A 22,056-nucleotide genomic window follows, 5' to 3' on the forward strand; every position below is an offset into this window, starting at 1 on the left:
AATGCATGTCGATGCCAATGACTATAAATGAATTCTCGGTACGTACGGGGTTAGCTGCTAGTACATTGAGATTTTATGATAAAAAGAACCTGTTGAAGCCCTCGCATCGATTAGATAATGGGTATCGTGTATATACGGATAATCAAATTTCTTCAGCGCTCATTATCCATTCACTTCGGCAAGCGGACGTAAGTATAGAAGATATTAAGCTATTTTTAGACTCTTCAGAGGAGGAGAAGAATCAGCTCATTTCGAAGTGGAAAAAAGAAGTAGAAGCGAAACTCACGTCTATTCAAGTAGCAAAACAGTACCTAGGCGGGATTCGTTCTAGAGAAAATCATGTCCATCTTATGAAGTGGGAAGAAAGAACAACCTTTATTTGGTTTAAGCATATTGTTCAAAGGAGAATTCATCCTTTTCAAGATGTTATGATAGCTGATGCTGAACAGGTCAAAATGCTAGGGGTGAACGTCCGGCCGGAGATATACATTCGGACGCTTGAATCAAAAGGTAACACAATGGTAGGGGAGATTGGCTTCATCTTGCAGAATGAAACACACTTTACTAAAAGAGACCATCACGAAGTGTACACCGAAGAGTTAGAACCTACATTATTCGCTACGATGGAATGCAATGTTACAGATCAGTTTGCGTGCTTTCAGTTTATTCATATGTTGCAAAAATTTGGATTTGTCACAAAAGGCTATAAATTAGAGAGATTTGAATCCGTTACGGATTGTACATTTAAATATCTAATACCATTACTTCAACATGGAAAAAACTAAAACGACGCATAATAAAAATAATCATATGCTTTATTTCTAGGATTGAACCTGAAAAAAGTTCAATCCTTTTCCTATCAGCTAATAGGAAAATAATACATGAGAAAGGACGATGGTTCTATTGAATTATGGGTTGGGGTAGAGGTGAATAATACAAGTTTTAAACATGATGAATGTCAAATTATAACCATTCCTAAGAGGCTGTATGCTAAGCTTGAATGCCGATGCTTTAGTAAAGAACAATTGGATGACCGATATACTTACTTGAATAATTGGATAAAGCAAGAAGGTTATCAAATTGACGAAGGATTTACTATTGAACCAAATCGTCTGACATCCTTTAACCCATTTGATATTCCAGCTGATGAGATTACGGCGTTTGATTTTGATCTATTATACCCCATAAAATAAGGAGTGTTGATTCATGAGTACATCTTTTATTGACCAAGTTCATTATATTAGAATTCCGGTTAAAGACTTACACAAATCCGCAGAGTGGTATACAGATTTGCTAGGTTTTCATTTATTAACCATTACAGAAGATCCATATGCTATCATAAAAATGAATGAAGGACCATTCTTACTAATTTTAGTTCCAACCGATGATGATACATATGCTCACTTTACCATAAAGGGTGAACCGGAATTTAGTATTGGCTTTACCAGTTCAAACTTAACTGAATTTCATCAACACCTTAAAAAACATAATGTGATAGTTGAGGATATAAAAGAAGACAACGGTCATTCTTACTTTCACTTTTATGATCCTAGTGGTAACAAGCTTCAAGCTCATTGGTAAAAATAAAAGTGGTAGCCATTTAAGAAGCTACCACTTTTTTTATTTTACTTCTGTATTGCTTTCTTTATATTATCTTGATGATAAGGTGAATCCTTCTCTTCACTTACAACACTAAAAGCATTCCCATCTGGATCATAAAAGTCAAAGCCCTTCATTAGTCCATAGTCATGTATATCAGATGTTTCTACACCATTTTGTTTTAGTTGATTGTAAGCGGGTTCGATGTCATCTACAACAAAATTATAATACACGTTCTTGCGCTTACCTTTAATTGCAAATTCTGTTGGTTGAACTTTATCAACCTTTATTAAAGCAAGACCGGTAGAGTCCCCTTTAAAAACATAACCAACACCGTGATCCATGCCATCTTCTTGCCACTCATCAACTTTAATTGCTCCTAGATTCAACTCATACCATTTTTTTGAACGAGCTAAATCAGTTACAGGAATAAAAATGCTACCTACTTTAAACATAAAAATTTCACTCTCCTTTTTATTTGTTCCTATACAAACGATTATAATAAAATAAAAGTTACATAATTTTCTAATATATTTTTTAGGAGGTCAAATGGAATTACAAATAAAAGAAATTACTTTAAAATTATATAAGTACTGTCTATCCATAACAGGTTCACAGTGGCTAGCTGAGGATATAGTTCAAGAAACACTTATTCGATTTATTAAACTCAAACAAAAAGAACCAGAACGAGAAATTAGCATCACTTTTTTATATACGGTGGCTAGGAATCTATTTATTGATGATAGGCGGAAAAAATCAGAAATTCTAACCGAACCGCACGAGTTATATGAAAGGAGCACAGATTTTATTGAATGGGATAGTTTACTAGAAATCTTATATAGTACACTTCCACTTCGTCAAGCAATGCTCATTACACTTAAAGATGTATTCCAATATACGTCTGAAGAAATGGCAGAGATGCTTAGGGTTAGCAATGAATCTATTAAAACTTCCCTACATCGAGCGAGAGCGATATTAAGAGAGAATTCAACTAGGCCACCGAAAAAGCAACAAACAAATTACACCTTAATCAAAGAATTCTCATTAGCCGTAAAAAGCTACCAGCCTTATAAAATCTTTTATTATTATCGATTATTAGAAACGGAAAACTATAACGTATTTAGTAAAAGAGAGGGAGGAGCACATGCAATTTATATAAGCGATCCCGATGGAAATATCCTTCAACTTGTTTCATAAACAAAGATAAAAAAATATTTTTTTATACCTTTTTGTGTTTTTTGTTAGATTTTTTGTTCCTCATGCATCTCTATTTAAGGAGGTGTCAAAAAGGATGAATTTTGAAAGAAGGGGATGAATATTCAATTATCACGCAGATTCAAGATGTACTAACTGACAGAATGGCAGTGAAGAAATCATTATTAGTCGAACAAGCAAGGAAGGGAAATCAAGAAGCGTTCAATGAATTAGTAAGATTACATCGAGCAAAGGCACAGGGATGGGCGTATTCCGTTACAAAGGATACATATTTAGCAGAAGATATTGTTCAAGAAGCCCTGTTTCGCGCATTTTTAAAGCTAGGAACACTTTTGGATATAAACAAGTTCACTCCTTGGCTCAAACAGATTGTACGTAATCAAGCTTATATGAAAGTAAGAAGAGCCGACCATAAACTCGAGAGCACGTTCACGTCCCTTCAACTTGAAAGTGGAAGTGCTCGCTCATCGCTATCATCAATGGATTGGGCGGACATCGACCAAATTCTTTCATATATCTCACGAAGGGCTTCCGAGCGAACCATCGATGGGGATCCCGAAGAGCATATGATGCGTTTAAGTGTGATTGAAGGGATATGCTCGTTGTTACAATGTTTAAGTAAACGGGAGAAAGAGTTCTTTGAAGCTTACTTTTTTGAGGATTTATCACCAGATGAGATTGCTGAGTTGTTCAATACGACAAAAGCAAATGTTTATACGACTATTTCCCGTTCAAGAGTAAAAGTACAAAAAGAGAGAATCCGTATTTGCATTCACCACTATGTACAGAGAAAAACTGACCGCGGTGCGGTAAAACGAAGAATCTTAATCAAGCCAGAAATATAAAGGGGAATCAAAAGTTGGAACGAAAAAAGAAGGATAGACCTGATTGCTGGTTAAAAACAAAGACCTCCGCTGCGGCAGCGATCCATGGGGCAGTTCAATACACTGACAAAAAGGATTTAAATCTAATTGATGTTATGGGTTTAACCGGACACGCATTCCGTATAAATATTGATCCAGTTGAGGTGAACGTAGCAGGGCCTACTTCATTGCCGGGGGGATATATTATTAGAAAAAACTTGAGTAATCTAGGATTTACGAGTAACTTAGCGGATTCAGAGGCACCGGTGAAACCTGAAAAGTTAGCACAGACGATTGAACTGATATCTGAATCGGTCGATAAAGGGATACCAGCCATTGTATTTGATTTGTTCATCCCCGAATTCGGGTTAATCTACGGTTATGATGATGACAAACAAGTGTTTTACGGTAAAGACAGTTCAAAAGACGGGGAGATTACGTATGAACAATTCGCTGATGTCACGGGTGTCCTCTATACGACAACGATTAGTGAGAGTCTACCCCACTCAAAATATGAGATGCTTCGAATGGCACTAGACACGATATTAGATCATGCACATGGACGGGAATGGCAGCATGTTTTTAAAAATCAATATGTAATCGGATTAGAAGCATATGATACATGGATCAAAGTGCTAGAAAAGGGATGTGCGGACCCGCACGGGAATTCTTATAACGCCCTAGTCGTATCAGATGCAAGGGAATTTGCCGTGAAGTTCTTACATGATCTCACCATTAAATGGAATGGAACGAATGTGGTGGAGAGAGGTGTAAGGAAGTTTGCAGCAGATGCAGAAAAACACTATGAAAAAGTGGCAGAAGCTCTCGTTGAGCTTCGAGAGATGTTTCCTTTCCCTCATGGAGGGGATCCATCAAATGAACTGGAAGCTAGTAAAGCCATTAATCTGTTAAAGAAAGCAAAAGCAGCAGAGATAGAAGGGATAAAATGTTTAGAAACATTAAGTGAGTTTATGAAAAACTACTATGCTGAAAAGTGGATTCATTAAGGGGGAAAAATGATGACAGTTAATTTGATTCAAGATGTTACAGTTAAAAAGCTGGAAGAATTAAAATTGGTAGGGTTTCGAGTGTTCTGTCCTGGAGATCAATATGCAACTGAAATCCCAAAGGCGACGAAACATTTAGAAGACCGGATAAATGAAATTAAACACGTAATAAATAGGGAGATTCAGTATGGTGCCTTCATAGTGGAAACTTCACATCAAGAAGATGATGGGTACTGGGTTTGTACGGAAGTGAAGGAATTTGAAAATGTCCCCGAAGGTATGGTAACTCTGACAATTCCGTCCCAGACATATGCGGCTTCAAGGTATACCGGATCAAATAAGCAAATCTTTTCTGCTTATGAGGAATTGCATAGATGGATGAAAGAAAATGGATACAAAAGAATGATGGACAAATGGCATGTTGAAGTTTTTACTTCGTGGAAGAATCCGAATGAACTAGATGTAGAATTATTGGATACGATTGAATCATAGAAAAAGAAAATGTGAGGGATTGAGAAAATGAGAGAGAAGCTTTATAGAGTAGGAACAACTTATATACCGGTAGCAGATGTAGAAAAGTCATCAGATTGGTACGTAACGAAGCTTGATGCGGAGTTAAGCTACAAGGATCAAGACAAAGCCATTTTAAATCTTGCAGAACAAAGTATTTTCCTTGTGAAGACAAATGGCAAACAAACATCAAACTTTATTGACTTTAATGGCAGGGAGCATTTTTCTTTAACGTTTGAAGTGAATGGTTTACAAGCTCTTGAGAACATGCACCGAGATTTTATGCAAAAGAATATAAAGGTTGGAGATATTGAAAACAGAGGACATTCAGGTAGAAACTTCGTCTTTTATGATTTAGAGGGTAATCTATTTGATGTATGGAGTGAACTAAGTCCAACCTTCAAAGAAAAATATCATATATTATGATGAAGGTATTGAATGATGCTGCGTTAATCCAATAAGGATTAGCGTTTTTTTGTATCTCTTCCTAGTTGGTGGAAAAATTAACCTATTTTAGAGGAGATCAATTTTATGTGTAGAACAACTATGAGTACAGCGGGATTTTCCATAAAATAGTTAATGATAGGAGTTTACTAAAAAATGTATGTTTCAACAGGGGAATTATCCAAACGCCTTAATATTTCAGTTAGAACCATTCGATACTACAATCAGATTGGACTTGTTCAACCATCAAAAATAGGGGGAGGAGGGAAAAGATTCTACTCAAAGGAGGATTGTTTGAAGCTTGAAAAGGTCTTACTATTAAAATCTCTTTCACTACCTCTTGAGGAAATTGGACAAATTGTAGCCGAACAATCTACTGAAAATATTTTAACTGGGCACAAGGCATATTTAGAACAACAGCTAAAGTCTATTAATAAGGCAATTGGGTACACCAATTCACTGTTAAATATAATGAAATTAGAAGGTACTCTTGATTTAGCAGATATTATAACTCTAATCGTTCCTTTACAAGAAAAACAGAATTGGGGTAAGTATTTTTCTATTGAAGAACAGGATATCTTACAGAAGAACCTTCCGAAGGTTGAGGAAAGTAACGTAGCTACAAGAAAATGGATTAATCTCATTAAACGAATTGAACTCTGTATTGAGGAAGGTATTTCTCCAAGGTCAAAACAGGCAAAGTTAATTATAGAGGATATGGACATTCTTTCAGAGGAGACGTTTCAGGGAGATAAAGAGCTCATGGATAAGTTCTGGGAAATTAGAAGGTCAGAGGAATCATCAAGCACTCTAAATTTATATCCAATCAATCCGGAAATAATAGAATTTATTGAGAAAGCGTATGAATAGCTTACTACCCTTTTTTACCCAAGGGCAGTAAGAATAATGGCAATCCCGTTAAAAATACCATGGATAATGATCCCTGGAATAACAGAACCTGATCGTTCATAGGTCCAGGCAAAAACTACTCCGGTTACAAAATTTACGGGTAGCGTGTTATAAGTGGGTATATGAACGACCATGAAAATAAATGAACTAATGAATATACTTACGGTTACACCATATTTGCCTCTTAAAAATCTATAAAGAAATCCGCGATAAAATATTTCTTCATATATAGGAGAGATAAGAGCTGCTGATATGAACCCTATGGTGAAATTGAGTGTTGTCAATTGGTTTTTTAAACTCTCTGTTTTTGCGTTCTCTGTTCCAATGCCAACTAGTAAATCTAACAATACGAACAGCCCAATACTTACGACTATTACCACGATCGTCCACCCAGCTATCGGTCCATAGTAACGAACCGGGAAACGCCTTATTCCCACTTCATTCCAACGAAGCCCTTTAGGCTTTAACGCTACTAAGTACAGGCTAATCATAAAGATAATGGACATAATAAATCCGGTTAGTGTTCCAGAATATAATTCATTTTTAAATAGAATAGTCATATAATTTTTAAGATGATATTCAACAAAAAATGGTACTAACACTAATACAATAAAGAGAAGCTGAAACAGTTCTTTCCATGTCCAAGGTGACTCGTTAAAAAAAACATCTACTTTATTCATAATGATGACCCCCTTCTTAAAAATTAGTTTACTGGGTGACGTTACGTAACCTGCAAGATGTATTTTTATATTCGTCTAGTTTTATCCCGTTCCAACTGGCGCTAAGACCCCCACTTCAAAACTTTAGATGAATCGAGAAGTTTAAGTGGGGGATAAGCGCCAGTAAGAACCCTGTATAGGAACACAGACTAAAGTCGCCACCTCCTGTGGCAACGTCTGTGTGACCCACAGTGTGGGCCGGGGCTAACAATCAGTGGGGATGAGGAAACCCCCCACTGATTGAAGTTTCACTTTATTTGAATTTACATGAATTTGAGGGGAGCCATAATATGGTATTCATGGCTAAAATGAAGAATGGTTTTTTATGGATTCTTATTATACATTGTTTTTTTCAAATGCTTCTTAGTGAAAAGCTATTAAACAAAGTGATCTACATTGTTTTAGCCAGTTTCATACTCATAAAGTCCATAATAAAAATTAGATTACTAATCAAAACAGACTGTTTGATTTATCAAACCCTACTAGGAAATACACCTATTATTACAAGGTGTTTTTATCCTAATCAAATTAGAAAAATACAATTAAAGAGAATGGGATGGTGGACAAAGGGCGCAGTAATAAAGGTGAACAAAGGAGTACATGTGAAAATTGTTCATTTTAGACCCGCTAGTATTTTTGAAGAACTTGAAAGATTTTCAAACGAGAAAAATATAGTACTAGAAAAAACGAAAGATTATAAACTATTAGAGAGGTAGTATGATTTATAAAACAGTAAATGTATGGAGGTAAAAAATCATGAGGGCAAAGGAAGTATTAGTCGCACAGCTAAAGGCTTGTCACAATGAAAACACTTGGTTTGTATCATTACTAAACTCCATTAAGGGACTTACCGAGGAACAAGCAGTATGGAAACCAACTGAAACAACAAATTCTATTTTCGAGATTATCAATCATTTAATATACTATAATCAACGTTATTTAAATCGATTTAAAGATCTAGATAACCCTCCGAAGGATGAAGACAATACGTTTCATAATCATGAAAAATTAACATGGAACGAAGCTGTTAAACGAATTAATGACATTATGTTTGAGTGGAAAATAGTTGTTCAAGAATCAGATGATAAGATACTTAATCAATGGGCATCTAGTATTGCTCACTTAACGATTCATACAACCTATCATGCTGGTCAAATTCTCTACATCAGGAAATTACAAGGCTCCTGGAATCCAGAAGACGGTGTGATTGGCTAAGTGTAATTCTTTGTAATAGGTGGATCACTTACAGATTTGGAATAGTATTAAGTTTTTTTTTGAACATTACTTAACCGTTTGGTTGAATAATGATGTTGCGTGTGTTATATTTAACCATGTGGTTGAGTATAGGTGTTGTATATGCTATATTTAACTACATGGTTAACCAAAAGAAAGAACATTTAGATGAAATTTTTCATGCTTTAGCGGATTCAACAAGAAGAGAAATAGTTCAAATGATTGCTCTAAAGGAAAGGACAGTTTCTGAGCTAGCTGAACCGTTTGATATGTCTTTGGCTGCAATATCAAAGCATATTAAGGTGTTAGAGCGAGCCAAATTAGTAAATAGGTACATAAATGGAAGAACTCACATTTGTCGTTTAAATGCTGAATCATTATCACTGGCGACACAATGGCTACATTTTTATGAAAAATATTGGAGTAATCGTTTTGATCTTCTTGAGAATGAGTTATTAAAAGTGGAAAAAGAAGAACATTAATTAGCGAAAGGAGTTTTTGGATGAGTAACTATTCAACAACTACATTAGTCATGACAAGGGTTTTTAATGTTTCAAGAGAAAAGGTTTTTGACGCATGGTTAAATCCAAAGATGATGAAGAAATGGCTCTTCACATTAGAAGGAACAAATAAGGTGGCCCAAAATGATCCTCAAGTAGGAGGTACTTGGGAGATTGTCGATCATCGTGACGGAAAAGATTATCGAGCAATCGGGGAGTACCTTGAGATTGATCCTCCGAAAAAGTTAGTGTTAACGTTTAAGATGCCACAGTTTAGTGATACCGTTGATACGATCACAGTACAGCTTAAAGAACTTGAACAGGGCTGTGAAATGACATTTACACAAGACATTATTGTTCCACATGAGGAAACTTGGACAGAGGCTGATATCGAGAAAGCTCTTGGTGAATATCACGATGGATCTGAACATGGTTGGAATTTGATGTTTATGGGTCTTAAGGAATTAGTAGAAACAGGACAGATTAGCTATAAAGGCTAGTGGAAATATAATGAGTAAAAATGCTTTAGCCTCCCTTCGGAAGCTAAAGCATTTTTACTGATGAAACTTTATTAGGTGGCAGCTGTACTATTAATGGAGGCGGACTGCAGCCTAGAGTAAAGTTAGAGACATAATGAAGTAAAGGAACAGCTATCGAATTATTATTGGTTTCAACTCATTCATGTCAATAAATTCAAGGACATACTCAGAGTTCACTTAATTAATTCCCCTTGTCTTTATCCTACATCTTACAAAAATCTTCTTAGTTAAAAACAGGTATTCAATTACATCCCATATACCATGTAGTACTTATTTTTATTGAAGTAACAAACTGATATGGTTGTAAATTGGAAATATATAAATCGCGTGAAACAACGATGTGAAACAAGAAAATTCGCACTAACCTCGCTCTAATTTTCCCAATACAACTCTTTTTCTCTTCATGTTAAATTAATAGAGAAAATTCTGAAAAAGGAGTTGGAGAGATGAAGAAAAAGAAGAATGTAATTTTTGCAACATTAACAACGGCTGCATTATTGGCATCGATAACACTTACTAGTCCTGGTAGTACGTCAGTTGCATCAAACGGGGAATTAAGCTTTGTAGAAATTAAACAATCTGAGGTGAATATGGAAAAGAAAAATGCTAGTGACGGTAAAGCAAAGTTTTTAATCGAAACCTCTGATGTTAAAATTCCAAACGGTATTAAGAAAAAACTTGAAACCGTTCCTGAAGGTAATACCTTATACGTTGTTCAATTTATTGGTCCAATTACAGAAGTGGACAAAGCTGCTTTATCAGCAACTGGAGTTGAAGTAGGTGACTATATTCCTGACTTCGCCTTTATTGTAGATGCAAAAGATGTAGATCTGGCTACAATTAGCGCCGTAACAAACGTAGAAACAGTTCAACCATTAAAACCACTTTATAAATTTGACCCAATATTATTTGAAAATGGAGCTTCTGGAATCATAAAAGCTACCATTCAAACATTAAAAGGTCAAAAACAAAAAATACAAGTACAGGGATTAGAAGATTTAATAAACTATAGTTATCAAAATGATATCGTCTTTATTGCCCAAGATTATGAATATAAGCTGCTGAATGATGAGGCTGCTAAAACTATTAAAGTAAGTACCGTAAAGGGTACATATGGTCTCGATGGCTCTGGGCAAACGGTCGCTGTAGCAGATACAGGACTAGACAGAGGTACAAATGATAGTACGATGCACGAAGCCTTTCAAGGTCATATTTCCTCCATATATGCATGGGGCCGTACAAATGATGCAAGTGATCCACATGGACACGGAACTCATGTTGCTGGCTCAGTATTAGGGGATGGTTCAGCTTCAAAAGGAATGGCACCTAAAGCAAACTTAATCTTCCAATCTATTATGGATAGTGCAGGAGGACTTGGAGGTTTACCTACGAATCTAGGTGACTTATTTACACAGGCAAAAAATGCAGGTGCGACTATTCATACGAATTCATGGGGTGCACCAGTAAACGGGGCGTATACAACAGATTCTAGACAGGTTGATGAGTATGTTTGGAATAACGACATGACTATTTTATTTGCAGCTGGTAACGAGGGCCCTTATTCAAGAACAATCAGTGCTCCAGGAACTGCTAAAAACGCCATTACTGTAGGAGCAACCGAAAACTATCGTCCGAGCTTCGGATCATATGCAGATAATGTCAATCACGTGGCGCAATTTTCATCCCGTGGTCCAACTTCAGATGGACGTATTAAGCCAGATGTCATGGCTCCTGGTACGTATATTCTTTCTGCAAGATCCGCTTTAGCTTCAGATAGCTCTTTCTGGGCAAATTATAACAGTAAGTATGCTTATATGGGTGGAACTTCAATGGCAACTCCGATTGTCGCAGGAAGTGTTGCCCTACTGCGTGAACACTTCGTGGAAAACCGCGGTGTGACACCGAAGCCTTCCCTTATTAAAGCATCTCTCGTTGCAGGTGCTGTAGATATTGGACTTGGCTACCCTAACAATAACCAAGGCTGGGGAAGAGTATCATTAGACCGTTCATTAAATATTGCACATGTCAATGAAACGAAGAGTCTAAGTACAGGTCAGAAAGCAACATATACATTTACAGCAGACGGTACAGATGCTCTTAAAGTTTCCCTAGTTTGGACTGACTATCCAGGAAGCACATCCGCTTCTACGACTTTAGTAAATGATCTGGATTTAATTATCACGTCCCCAAGTGGAAAGGTCTATATAGGAAATGACTTCTCAAACCCTTACAACAATAACTGGGATTATAAAAACAATGTAGAAAATGTATTTATTAATCTATCAGAAAGTGGCACGTACACAATCGAAGTTGATGCGTACAATGTACCATCCGGGTCCCAAGACTTTTCTATTGCTGTCTTGAACTAAAAATCGTCACCCCTCAATCACAAGATTGAGGGGTTTTTTCAATTATAAAGAAAGTATAAAAGTTTTCAGCAAGAGAATGGGATAGTGTCTTGGCACACAGAAAACCAACAGAACTTCCTATTTTTTATGCATCCTTTAGGGTGCTAACTTCTCGAACAGGCTCAATAAGAGCAAAAGAAAAAAACTTTCTATCTACTATACCATAATTGTAAAAATCTACTATTTTTGTTCTGGACACAAGTATATAAACATTAAAAACCTCCAATATCCAAATTTCTTAGAAAAATGGGGGGTTCTATAAATTGAATATAGTTCAAAGCTGAATATCTTTTCTTTTAATCAAAAGTCTTAATATAGTTATTAAATTCTAATGTAATAGGAGGGATTTCATCTTTAATTTGGCTCTCACCTGTTATTACAGTTATAGAATAGTCTTTACCTTCTACCAGGTTTTTCAATGGCAATTCTCCAATTTTAGACCATAAGATTTCTCGTGGTTTTTTATTTGAAATTTCTTCAACTACTATTGTATCTAATACATCGACGCCTTGTATCTCAACATTTTTTAGTATGTCTACATCATTAGTCTTTTCTAATATATAAAATTTGATATTAAAGTGTACTTTTTCTTGGAATTTTTGTTGGTAGACTATTGTTTGTTTAACTATAGGTTCCTTAATATAAGACACATATATTAGATAACTACATAACAATAGTAATAAAAAGAATCCACTAATTATTGAATATTTTTTCAAATAAGCCCTCCTTTAAAGACTCACTTAGTAACCTGTTATGTTTATCTTATCATACAAATTATAGACTTTATGTTTAATTATTCCATTTTCAGGTAAGTTTGATTAAATGTACTTTATTGTATTAGTTGTACTTACTGTATGAAATAATTTAACTGAACTCCGTATGGAATAAAGCTTATTGCTGTTTCAACTGTATATCCAATTCCCACATTAATTACATAAGGACCCATTTGTGTAATTGTCTCCTTGCTTACCGATTTAAAACTTGCCCCATTTCCTGTAACTGCACCATTATAATGAGTGCTACCTTCTCCTTATTTGCTGAGATTTTCGTGTATCTTTGTCTAGACTAAGATTTCAAATTGGGTAGATTTCACCTCTCCAACTCATCCTCATTAATGGTTCTAGAGATCATTTGATTAGGAGTAAATAAGCAAGAGCATGTTCACCATAAATTTCTTTGTACCCACTCTATCTACTAATCGTAACTATCCTAGTTCGCATGCCTTTACACGAATTTCATTTTCACTATGTCCTAAAGCCCTTGCTAAGTGATATCTACAAATTTTTTTAGTGGTACTAAAAAAAATGTGCATCGAGCATCAGATTTTTTTGTTTCCGGAGATATTAAAAAGTGCAGTGCTTTCATATTGATTAGGTAGATTTACATATTCTTTTGTCATACAACTGTTACATTTGTAATATTTAGAACGACCATTAAAGACAGCAGCCATATTATCTTGAAATAGATGGTTCATTATAGGGCTTTTCACAATGATGGTAATTTACTATCTAGTATTTTAAAAGATGAAAAGTGTATGGTCCCTAATGGATATAATAGGCTTTTAGGAATCAAGATGAGCTCTATTTCTATGACCAGTTTAATATAATCGTAAAGCTATGTTAACCAAGGATCCGTCTTTTTTTTGTACAATGAAAAGGACTATTTTATTTGGATTGAGGGATGATTTGTGCAGGAAAACATTTATGAGCTAGAAGACTTATTTAAGATGTTAGATTCTTTGCTTCGAGAACCATCACACTTTTGGGATGATTTTTATTTAAATCGTGAAAAGAACATTCCGTTTTTTGTGAATGCACCTGACGAAAATTTAGTGAGTTATTTTAACAATCAAATTATCACATCAGGTAAGGTGCTAGAATTAGGGTGTGGTCCAGGCAGAAATGCAATCTACTTTGCTGAAAAAGGGTGCTTTATTGATGCAGTAGATCTTTCAAGCGAAAGTCTGAAATGGGCAAGTGAAAGAGCTTATGAAAGAAACATCAGTGTGAATTTTATTCATAAAAACATTTTTGAGTTAGACATCGAAGAAAATACATACGACATTATATATGATTCTGGCTGTTTTCATCATATTGCTCCCCATCGTAGAATGAGTTACCTTCACTTAGTGAAACGAGCCCTGAAACCAAATGGTTATTTTGCTATGACTAGTTTTATTCCAAATGGTAAGTATGGTGGGGCAGATATATCTGATTGGGAGGTATATCAGCACAGGAGCCTAAAGGGAGGGCTAGGGTATTCAGAAGAAAAGTTAAGGGCAATTTTTAAAGATTTTAAGGAAATAGAAATAAGAAAAATGAAGAAAGTAGAGGGTCGTAGTGACATGTTCGGTGTAGATGGGCTAATGACTTCCTTATTTCAAAAGATTTAGTTTTGTTGTTATTTTGTTATTGACTGCAGGCAATTAAGCGTAAATAGGCTTCTGATATGTAAAACCCTTCTCTCGAAAGAGAAGGGTTTTACAGTTATGGAGTGAAAAAAACCTGTGTGTAATGAGGCGTTACTCCATTATCAAAATAGGTGCCAATACCAACATGTGTATGAGAGGGTCTTAACATATTTTCACGGTGTCCTGTAGAATTCATCCAGCCTTCTGTGGCATCAATACCATTCGTATATCCCTTTGCGATGTTTTCTCCCCAGCTGGATAGGTATAATCCATCTCTTTGAAGGCGATCACCAGGATTTTCTCCCAATAAGTTGTAATGAGAAAAGTACTTATTTAATCCCATATCCTTACTATGTTTAAATGCAGTATCCGCTACCTTATCATCCCATGCTACAGACTCAAGCCCGAATTTATTTCGATAACTATTGGTTATATCGAAAGAAAGATAATTATCAGATTCAAAAAGATTAGTCGGTATTTCATAACCTTCAAAGTCAAAGCGTTCAATCATGAGTGCACGAACCGGAATAAGAGAATCGTGTACTTCGTAAAAATAATTGATAGCCAGGTTGTCTACCATAAAATAGTTATTTTTTATAGAATAATTAATAGCAGGGTCTCCAAAGCTTGAAGTAATCTGTTCGTGAAACAGTGCTAACGGCATGTCATTCTTTTCAACCTTGAACCAATCTTGTTGATTTGAATATAGTAATGCAGCTTCATCATTTACGTCGTAGCCTACAATCATAAAATCTTCGTAATTGTCGTTATAGTATGTATGAAGTTTTAAGCCTTGAAAGTCAAAAGTGATGCGTTTAGGTTCTCCTATTTTCTCTTCAATTTTGGCACGTTGGTCGTACATTTCAATACCGAAAATTGAAAAGTTATATACCTCTTGTCCCACTACTTTTAAGACTTCGTTCTCAAGCTCACTTTCCAATAGTCGATATAAGAAAACAGCCCCTTGAGCTCTTGTTAATGTATCGTTTGGCTTATAAGAGTAGTACGTCTTAGGATAATATCCATTTTCATCAGGATAACCAGTTGAAAGATTATGGTCATATAACCATTGTATTGCTTCTTCCTCCGTCATTTCCTTTGCCGTTATGCCTTCTGCTAATAATAATGCCGTATCTCCCCTACGAATGGGTTGATCATACTTTAAAGGATCATTAGAGACACTTAAATGATATTGCTCAGCTAATGAATACTGAGCTACTGCCCAATGGCCAATATTATTTGTTCTATTTTGTAGTTGGTGTAATTCTTCAGGAATAAAATATCTAAAATACATCGTTAAATACTGTGCTTCCGTTAAAGTGTGATTCGGCTTTAACAGCCTCTCATCGGAATATCCTTTCATAATCCCATGATTAACTGCCCATTTTATCCCTTCTGCCCAGTATTGCGTAGCATCGTAATCCTTGTAGTCAGTCGCAGAAAGTTCACTCGCGCTAGTCGCTGAGGATAGATTCATACTTACCATAATTGCAAGGATAAGAGCGTATAATTTCTTCATCGTTTTCCTCCTTTGTTTGAAAAGTTATATACTAGTTTACTATAACCGTAGTTATCTAAGTATATAATAGATATTATTCTAATTAGTTCAAAAGAGGAATTATATGAAAATGATAGAAATATAGAAGTGATTCAACTAAAAATTTGGAAGGACTGATTCACATTTGTTTACAATTATTGAACAGTTCTCATATCACATATTAGTAATATTACTTCCGTTATTTTCCTACCACTTATTTATGAGAGAAGAACAGAGTAGCCGAAGTCGTATTCGTTCAAAGTTTTTTCTAGTTTTGTTCATCATGCTCATATTTACCATGCAAAATCCAATCTATTTTTCTGATGAATATCACTATGATTTTAGAGTCATTCCCATTATTTTAGGGGTCTTTTTTGGAGGAATTAGGCCTGGGATTGGATTAATTATAGTTATGCTAGTGTACCGATTCTCTTTGGGTGACCATGAGTTCTCCATTGCGTTGTTAAATTATTCTATTGCTGCCTGTATCATCATTTTACTTAAAAGGAAAATAGAAGTTTTTACATTGAAGAGTCAACTACTTATACTAACATGTATTTATTTCCTTATTACATTTACAAGAGCAATCAGCCTTATTTATGTGAAACATTTTGATTTACTAGTGTTTATTAGCCTCTACTCCTTAATAACATGGGCACTTTTAGTCATGATCGTCTATATTATCAACAATGTAGACATGCAAATAGAAAATCAGAAACATATCCAGGTAGCAGAGCGATTAAACACAGTAAGTCAGTTAGCGGCTTCCATAGCTCATGAAGTGAGAAACCCTATGACCGCGATAAAAGGTTTTCTGCAGCTCATAAGGAAAGACACGAACTTAACCGAAGAACAAATAAAATATATTGATATATCTTTGGATGAATTAAAGCGGACTGAAGCGATAATAAATGATTATTTGTCTCTCTCCAAGCCATCTAAAAAAGACTCAAATACTCGGTTAAACATTTCTTCAGAATTAAAATCGATTACGGAAGTTATAACATCGTATACAAATACGAACACAATTGCGATTTCTTCTACCATTGAAGAAGAATTATATTGTAAAGGAAAAAGAAATGAATTTAAGCAAGCAATCATTAATATTATGAAAAATAGTGTAGAAGCAATAGGTGCAAACGGCAATCTAACCGTCAAAGCATATAAAAGAAGTAATAAAGTTTATATAGATATAAAAGATGATGGAATAGGAATGACGAAAAAACAAACAGAGCAGTTAGGTACACCCTATTATTCCACAAAGGATAAAGGAACAGGTGTTGGATTAACGATTACATACAGGATTATTAGAGAAATGAATGGTGATATATTGGTTCAAAGTACAAAAGGGGTAGGGACTGTATTTACGGTCGCGTTACCTTTTGATAAATAACTCCATTTCCATTTTCCATACATGGTTAATACGAGTAGTTATTCGAGGGGAGGTAGTCTATTTTTATTCCATATGAGCATCTAAATGTTATGTCTTAAAATGTAAAAGAATGGAGGACTAAAACGATGTCAAATATTCAGTCTAAGTTATCCACGAAGGATGAAGAACTATTACAACTGGCAAAGTTAACATTAGACCGTTATGAAATCAATGTTAAAGAAGTGTTCTACTTAGTTGAAGAAACAAATATCTTCTTTAAGGTAATGGATCAATCGGGGAATTCATACGCATTAAAACTATTCCAAGAAGAGTCTAGTACATTAGAGGATAACCTAGCAGAAATTTTCATGATCAATCTTGTCACAAAAAATAGTAATATATCTCTTCCATCGGTAATACAGGCAAAGGACGGCAGCTACGTTCAATTCATTAACTCAAGGCGACTAGCCCTCTATACGTGGCTAGAGGGGGATGATTTTTCTGGTAAGGAAAGTGATGAACTCTTTATAAAATTCGGTGAACTAACTGCTCAGTTGCATCAGTCAACATATGGTGTGTCAATTCCGGATACTGTTTCTCCCAAAAGATGGGATAAGGTTTTTTATTATAATGGGGAAACAGCTGTCTACAAAAACGAAGAATACAAAAACGTTCTAACAGCTGAATACTATGAACTGATGGATAAAATTATCCCATTTTTAGACAAAGCATTATTATCTTATTATCAAAAAAATGAACAGCATATTCAATTGATTCATGCAGATCTGAACCCTTGGAATGTAAAAGTTTACGAGGATGAATTACGTATTCTTGATTTTGAGGAAGCTTTACTTGGTCTACCGGTTCATGATATTTCAATCATGTTATACTATTATGACTATGAGGAGAACATAGATTTTGATAGGGTTAAAAAGCTCTATTTTCAAGGATACGAAAAGGTGTGTCCTTTACCTTCGTTTACTGATTATGACATTGACCTGCTCATGACAGCAAGAAGAATTAATTTCTTAAATTATATTCTGTTACTCAGTGATAACCCCGAAAGCTTTATTACGACTAATATTCAACGGGTAAATGACTTTATTAATAAATATAATATCCAACTACCGTAAGTCGATAAGGATGATGAAAGTCACATTAAGTGCATTGTAGCTTGAAAAATGTAATTTTATGTTATCTACCTATTGACAAATAATAAAGAATTGCATATCCTTATTTAAACCAATCATTCGGAAAAATTCGTTGACGAGAAAGAGTAAATATGGAATCTGATCTACAGAGAGTTGACACTTGGTGAAAGTCAATGTTCAGACCATATTGAAAATCCTCTCTGAGAAGCAAAGCTGAAGTAAGTAAGCTTTGACGGTATCCTACCGTTAAAAGGGACACGTATGATAGTACGTTGTATGAGCGCTATGTATCCGTATTTATTAAGTAGGATTCATAGAAGTAAGGTGGTAACGCGAGATAAACTCGTCCTTATTATAGGGGCGAGTTTTTTTATTTTACTCAACATTAGGAGGGGAATGAATATGAAAAGAGTGAATGTAAATGAAAGTCCTGCTGAGAGGGAGAGGCGTATTCAAAAGCTGTGGAATGAACAAAATGTTTTCCAACAATCTGTTACAAAACAGGAAGGGAAAGAAACCTTTGTATTTTATGAAGGCCCTCCTACAGCAAATGGACTTCCCCATGCGGGACATGTGTTAGGGAGAGTCATTAAAGATTTTGTTGCGCGTTATAAGACGATGACTGGATATCAAGTAAAGCGTAAAGCAGGGTGGGATACTCATGGACTCCCAGTTGAATTAGGTGTGGAAAAACAGCTGGGCATCTCTGGAAAAAGTGATATAGAAAAATACGGTGTGGAGAAATTTATTGAAAAGTGTAAGGATAGTGTATTTGAATATGAAAAACAGTGGAGAACATTTACGGAGAAAATTGGATATTGGGTAGACATGGAGGATCCTTATATTACCTTAGATAACAAATATATCGAATCTGTCTGGTATATCTTATCTACAATCCATCAAAAAGGATTGCTCTACAAGGGGCATCGAGTAACACCTTACTGTCCAAGCTGTCAGACTTCGTTAAGTTCACATGAAGTTGCACAAGGATATAAGGATGTGAAGGATCTATCTGTCACAGCAAAATTTAAGATTAAGGATACAGACAATGAATACATTCTCGGCTGGACAACGACGCCTTGGACGCTTCCAGCTAATGTCGCTCTGGCCGTTCATTCAGAATTAAATTATGTAAAGGTGCTACAAAACGAAGAAGTATATGTAGTAGCGGAAGATCGGTTAAACGATGTGATAAAAGGTGAATATACATTGCTTAGTACTCATAAAGGAAAGGATCTACTTGGCTTATCCTATATTCCTCCATTTCCATATGTTCAGGTAAGTAAAGGGAATAAAGTGGTCGAAGGTCAATTTGTTACTAACAAAAGTGGAACTGGAATTGTTCATATAGCTCCTGCCTATGGAGAAGATGACTACCAAGTAGTTATGGAAAATGGCTTTGATTTTGTGAATGTAGTGAATCAAGCTGGTTGTTATACAAGTGAGGCAGGCGAGCTACAAGGAAAGTTTGTGAAAGATTGTGATGTTGAAATCATAAAGATGTTAGCTAATAATGGACTATTGTTTGATAAAGAAAAGTATGAGCATAGCTATCCTCATTGCTGGCGGTGTGATTCTCCATTGTTGTACTACGCAATGGAAGGTTGGTTTATTAAAACAACTGCTATCAAAGATGTAATGAAGAAAAATAATGATTCAGTCGAGTGGTATCCAGAGCATATGAAAAATGGTCGCTTCGGAAACTTCTTAGATAACATGGTTGATTGGAATCTCGGCCGGAATCGCTATTGGGGTACTCCGCTGAATGTATGGGTATGTCACTCTTGTGATCATCAATATGCTCCTTCAAGTATTGAGGATATGAGGAAACATGCAAAGAGTGATGTCCCACAAGATATTGAACTGCATAAACCTTATGTGGATCAAGTTGTACTAAGCTGTTCATGCTGTGGTGATGATATGTTTCGAACAAAGGAAGTAATCGATGTTTGGTTCGATAGCGGTTCCATGCCCTTTGCCCAATATCATTATCCTTTTGAAAATAAAGATGAGTTTGATTCACAATTTCCAGCAGATGTCATTGCTGAAGGTGTGGATCAAACGAGAGGATGGTTCTACAGTCTACTAGCTGTTTCATCATTAATTACTGGAAAGGCACCATACAAAAGGGTTTTATCACTCGGGCATATTTTAGATGAAAATGGACGTAAGATGTCCAAGAGTAAAGGCAATGTAATCGATCCTATGGAATTGATGGATGAGTTTGGCGCAGATGCATTAAGATGGGCTCTTTTGTCAGATAGTGCTCCTTGGAATAATAAGAAGTTCTCCAAGCAAGTAGTGAATCAAGCGAAGTCAAAGGTCGTGGATACATTAGTCAATATCCATTCATTCTATACTCTTTATGCAGAAATCGATCAATTTGATCCAGCTAATGAAGAGAAAGGAACACAATCTCTATTAGACAAGTGGGTATTATCTAGGTTAAATACCGTTATTAAAAAGGTAAAGGGTTATTTAGACGAGTTTGAGTTTACGAATGCTGCCAGGGAATTATTCCTTTTTGTGGATGAATTAAGTAATTGGTATATCAGAAGATCTCGTGACAGGTTTTGGAGTGAGGGGATGAGTGATGACAAACTAGCAGCTTATCATACACTTTATGAAGTGTTAGTTAAACTAAGCCAATTATTAGCACCATTCATCCCATTTATCGCAGAAGATATCTATATGAATTTAACAGGTAAGAGTGTTCACCTATCAGATTTTCCTGCTTCAGAAGAGGAAGTCATGAATCGTCAACTTGAACAAGAAATGGATTCTGTTCTTCAAATCGTTGAACTTGCAAGATCGATTAGAAATTCAACGGGTATCAAAACAAAGCAACCACTCTCTGAACTTTTAATATTGTCAAATAGTAACGAGAATATTGAGTTTCTAAGTGGCTACTCAAGTATCATTAAAGACGAGGTAAATGTAAAGGAAATTGTAACAGATGCATCAGCTGAAGTCTTCAAGTATTCACTGAAGCTAAATTATTCTACTGCAGGTTCAAAATTAGGAAAAGAATCGAATCAAGTAAACCATTTCTTACGAAAACTAGATGCAAAAGAGTCTTTGGAGGTTGTAGAAAATGGATTTGTACTTATCACACTTCCTAATGGTGATGAGGTTCGCATTGATCTAACAGATATTCTAGTTGAAAAAAATACAGAGGAGCACATGGAACTAGGTGCAAACCGAGACTATACCGTTATGCTTAATACTTTGATAAGTGACGAATTAAAAAAGGAGGGTCTTGCAAGAGAATTTATCCGAGCTGTTCAGAATTATAGAAAAGAACTAAACCTACCTGTTGAGAAGAGAGTCAATGTAATAATTGATGTAAATAGTCGATTCGAGGAGGTCATTAACACTTATGAAAGCTTGTTAAGGCAAAACCTCTTGGTGAATAGTTTTGCTTTTGGTGTGAAAGAAGATATGAACTATGTGACAATTGAAAATCAACAAGTAGGAATATCGTTTACAACTTAAGTAATAAGACCCCTAATGAGTATTGGGGGTCTTATTTATAAGATAAGCGTACAATGTCAAATACTTTTTTTTAGTTTTAGGGTAACTCAAATACACTTACTGTAATATCCTTTTTTTACAAGTAACAATTAACCAAGTTATCTAT

General features: G+C 35.4%; 22 protein-coding genes and 1 other annotated feature. Of the genes, 18 read left to right on the plus strand and 4 right to left on the minus strand.

Annotated features, from left to right (window positions below; genetic code table 11):
* Positions 1–5 precede the first annotated feature (5 nt).
* From ACFSCX_RS20400 to ACFSCX_RS20410, 3 genes are all read left to right on the plus strand, one after another.
* The gene (locus tag ACFSCX_RS20400) at positions 6–785 is read left to right on the plus strand and encodes a helix-turn-helix domain-containing protein (RefSeq protein ID WP_377930099.1); all 780 of its coding nucleotides are present in this window, start codon (positions 6–8) and stop codon (positions 783–785) included.
* Between the two features lie 96 nt (positions 786–881).
* On the plus strand, positions 882–1,193 hold the full coding sequence (locus ACFSCX_RS20405; RefSeq protein WP_377930100.1) for an effector binding domain-containing protein: 312 nt from the start codon (positions 882–884) through the stop codon (positions 1,191–1,193).
* A 13-nt stretch (positions 1,194–1,206) separates the two neighbouring features.
* On the plus strand, positions 1,207–1,581 hold the full coding sequence (locus tag ACFSCX_RS20410; protein ID WP_377930101.1) for a VOC family protein: 375 nt from the start codon (positions 1,207–1,209) through the stop codon (positions 1,579–1,581).
* 44 nt (positions 1,582–1,625) lie between these two features.
* On the opposite strand, the gene ACFSCX_RS20415 is transcribed toward ACFSCX_RS20410, so the two are convergent.
* On the minus strand, positions 1,626–2,054 hold the full coding sequence (locus tag ACFSCX_RS20415) for a VOC family protein (protein ID WP_377930102.1): 429 nt from the start codon (positions 2,052–2,054) through the stop codon (positions 1,626–1,628).
* Positions 2,055–2,148: 94 nt separating this feature from the next.
* On the opposite strand from ACFSCX_RS20415, the gene ACFSCX_RS20420 reads away from it, so the two are divergent.
* From ACFSCX_RS20420 to ACFSCX_RS20445, 6 genes are all read left to right on the plus strand, one after another.
* Entirely contained in the window at positions 2,149–2,796 is a 648-nt protein-coding gene (locus ACFSCX_RS20420; RefSeq protein ID WP_377930103.1) for an RNA polymerase sigma factor, read from the plus strand.
* Positions 2,797–2,897: 101 nt separating this feature from the next.
* The gene (locus ACFSCX_RS20425) at positions 2,898–3,659 is read left to right on the plus strand and encodes an RNA polymerase sigma factor (RefSeq protein ID WP_377930105.1); all 762 of its coding nucleotides are present in this window, start codon (positions 2,898–2,900) and stop codon (positions 3,657–3,659) included.
* A gap of 14 nt (positions 3,660–3,673) precedes the next feature.
* Entirely contained in the window at positions 3,674–4,684 is a 1,011-nt protein-coding gene (locus ACFSCX_RS20430; protein WP_377930106.1) for a hypothetical protein, read from the plus strand.
* Positions 4,685–4,696: 12 nt separating this feature from the next.
* The gene (locus tag ACFSCX_RS20435) at positions 4,697–5,176 is read left to right on the plus strand and encodes a GyrI-like domain-containing protein (RefSeq protein ID WP_377930107.1); all 480 of its coding nucleotides are present in this window, start codon (positions 4,697–4,699) and stop codon (positions 5,174–5,176) included.
* Positions 5,177–5,203: 27 nt separating this feature from the next.
* Entirely contained in the window at positions 5,204–5,620 is a 417-nt protein-coding gene (locus ACFSCX_RS20440; RefSeq protein ID WP_377930108.1) for a VOC family protein, read from the plus strand.
* A gap of 174 nt (positions 5,621–5,794) precedes the next feature.
* The gene (locus tag ACFSCX_RS20445) at positions 5,795–6,508 is read left to right on the plus strand and encodes a MerR family transcriptional regulator (protein ID WP_377930109.1); all 714 of its coding nucleotides are present in this window, start codon (positions 5,795–5,797) and stop codon (positions 6,506–6,508) included.
* A 14-nt stretch (positions 6,509–6,522) separates the two neighbouring features.
* Here the strand turns inward: ACFSCX_RS20445 and ACFSCX_RS20450 are convergent, their stop codons facing one another.
* A complete protein-coding gene (locus tag ACFSCX_RS20450) occupies positions 6,523–7,227 on the minus strand; it encodes a CPBP family intramembrane glutamic endopeptidase (protein ID WP_377930110.1) in 705 nt (234 codons plus the stop codon).
* Between the two features lie 329 nt (positions 7,228–7,556).
* On the opposite strand from ACFSCX_RS20450, the gene ACFSCX_RS20455 reads away from it, so the two are divergent.
* The 5 genes from ACFSCX_RS20455 to ACFSCX_RS20475 all read left to right on the plus strand — a co-directional run bounded on the left by ACFSCX_RS20455 (position 7,557) and on the right by ACFSCX_RS20475 (position 11,907).
* A complete protein-coding gene (locus tag ACFSCX_RS20455; RefSeq protein ID WP_377930111.1) occupies positions 7,557–7,982 on the plus strand; it encodes a hypothetical protein in 426 nt (141 codons plus the stop codon).
* A 40-nt stretch (positions 7,983–8,022) separates the two neighbouring features.
* Positions 8,023–8,481 (plus strand): DinB family protein, encoded by a 459-nt coding sequence (locus tag ACFSCX_RS20460; RefSeq protein WP_377930112.1) that lies wholly within the window; start codon positions 8,023–8,025, stop codon positions 8,479–8,481.
* Positions 8,482–8,573: 92 nt separating this feature from the next.
* The gene (locus tag ACFSCX_RS20465) at positions 8,574–8,981 is read left to right on the plus strand and encodes an ArsR/SmtB family transcription factor (RefSeq protein ID WP_377930113.1); all 408 of its coding nucleotides are present in this window, start codon (positions 8,574–8,576) and stop codon (positions 8,979–8,981) included.
* 20 nt (positions 8,982–9,001) lie between these two features.
* On the plus strand, positions 9,002–9,499 hold the full coding sequence (locus ACFSCX_RS20470) for an SRPBCC family protein (protein WP_377930114.1): 498 nt from the start codon (positions 9,002–9,004) through the stop codon (positions 9,497–9,499).
* 485 nt (positions 9,500–9,984) lie between these two features.
* Positions 9,985–11,907, plus strand: coding sequence for a S8 family serine peptidase (locus tag ACFSCX_RS20475; protein WP_377930115.1), 1,923 nt, complete (start codon positions 9,985–9,987; stop codon positions 11,905–11,907).
* 335 nt (positions 11,908–12,242) lie between these two features.
* Here the strand turns inward: ACFSCX_RS20475 and ACFSCX_RS20480 are convergent, their stop codons facing one another.
* Positions 12,243–12,662: a hypothetical protein gene (locus ACFSCX_RS20480; RefSeq protein ID WP_377930116.1), complete on the minus strand. Its 420-nt coding sequence runs from the start codon at positions 12,660–12,662 to the stop codon at positions 12,243–12,245.
* Between the two features lie 971 nt (positions 12,663–13,633).
* On the opposite strand from ACFSCX_RS20480, the gene ACFSCX_RS20485 reads away from it, so the two are divergent.
* Complete coding sequence (locus tag ACFSCX_RS20485) at positions 13,634–14,338, plus strand: class I SAM-dependent methyltransferase (protein ID WP_377930117.1); 705 nt, start codon at positions 13,634–13,636, stop codon at positions 14,336–14,338.
* 94 nt (positions 14,339–14,432) lie between these two features.
* Here the strand turns inward: ACFSCX_RS20485 and ACFSCX_RS20490 are convergent, their stop codons facing one another.
* The gene (locus ACFSCX_RS20490) at positions 14,433–15,875 is read right to left on the minus strand and encodes a CAP domain-containing protein (protein WP_377930118.1); all 1,443 of its coding nucleotides are present in this window, start codon (positions 15,873–15,875) and stop codon (positions 14,433–14,435) included.
* 163 nt (positions 15,876–16,038) lie between these two features.
* Between ACFSCX_RS20490 and ACFSCX_RS20495 the strand changes: the two genes are divergently transcribed.
* The 3 genes from ACFSCX_RS20495 to ileS all read left to right on the plus strand — a co-directional run bounded on the left by ACFSCX_RS20495 (position 16,039) and on the right by ileS (position 21,911).
* Complete coding sequence (locus ACFSCX_RS20495; RefSeq protein ID WP_377930119.1) at positions 16,039–17,286, plus strand: ATP-binding protein; 1,248 nt, start codon at positions 16,039–16,041, stop codon at positions 17,284–17,286.
* A gap of 125 nt (positions 17,287–17,411) precedes the next feature.
* Entirely contained in the window at positions 17,412–18,398 is a 987-nt protein-coding gene (locus ACFSCX_RS20500; protein ID WP_377930120.1) for a phosphotransferase enzyme family protein, read from the plus strand.
* 121 nt (positions 18,399–18,519) lie between these two features.
* Positions 18,520–18,770 (plus strand) — a binding site (T-box leader).
* 48 nt (positions 18,771–18,818) lie between these two features.
* Positions 18,819–21,911: an isoleucine--tRNA ligase gene (gene ileS, locus ACFSCX_RS20505; protein ID WP_377930121.1), complete on the plus strand. Its 3,093-nt coding sequence runs from the start codon at positions 18,819–18,821 to the stop codon at positions 21,909–21,911.
* The last annotated feature ends 145 nt before the right edge of the window (positions 21,912–22,056 follow it).

It is taken from the genome of Bacillus salitolerans (assembly GCF_042680805.1).
Taxonomy (GTDB): domain Bacteria; phylum Bacillota; class Bacilli; order Bacillales; family SA4; genus Bacillus_CJ; species Bacillus_CJ salitolerans.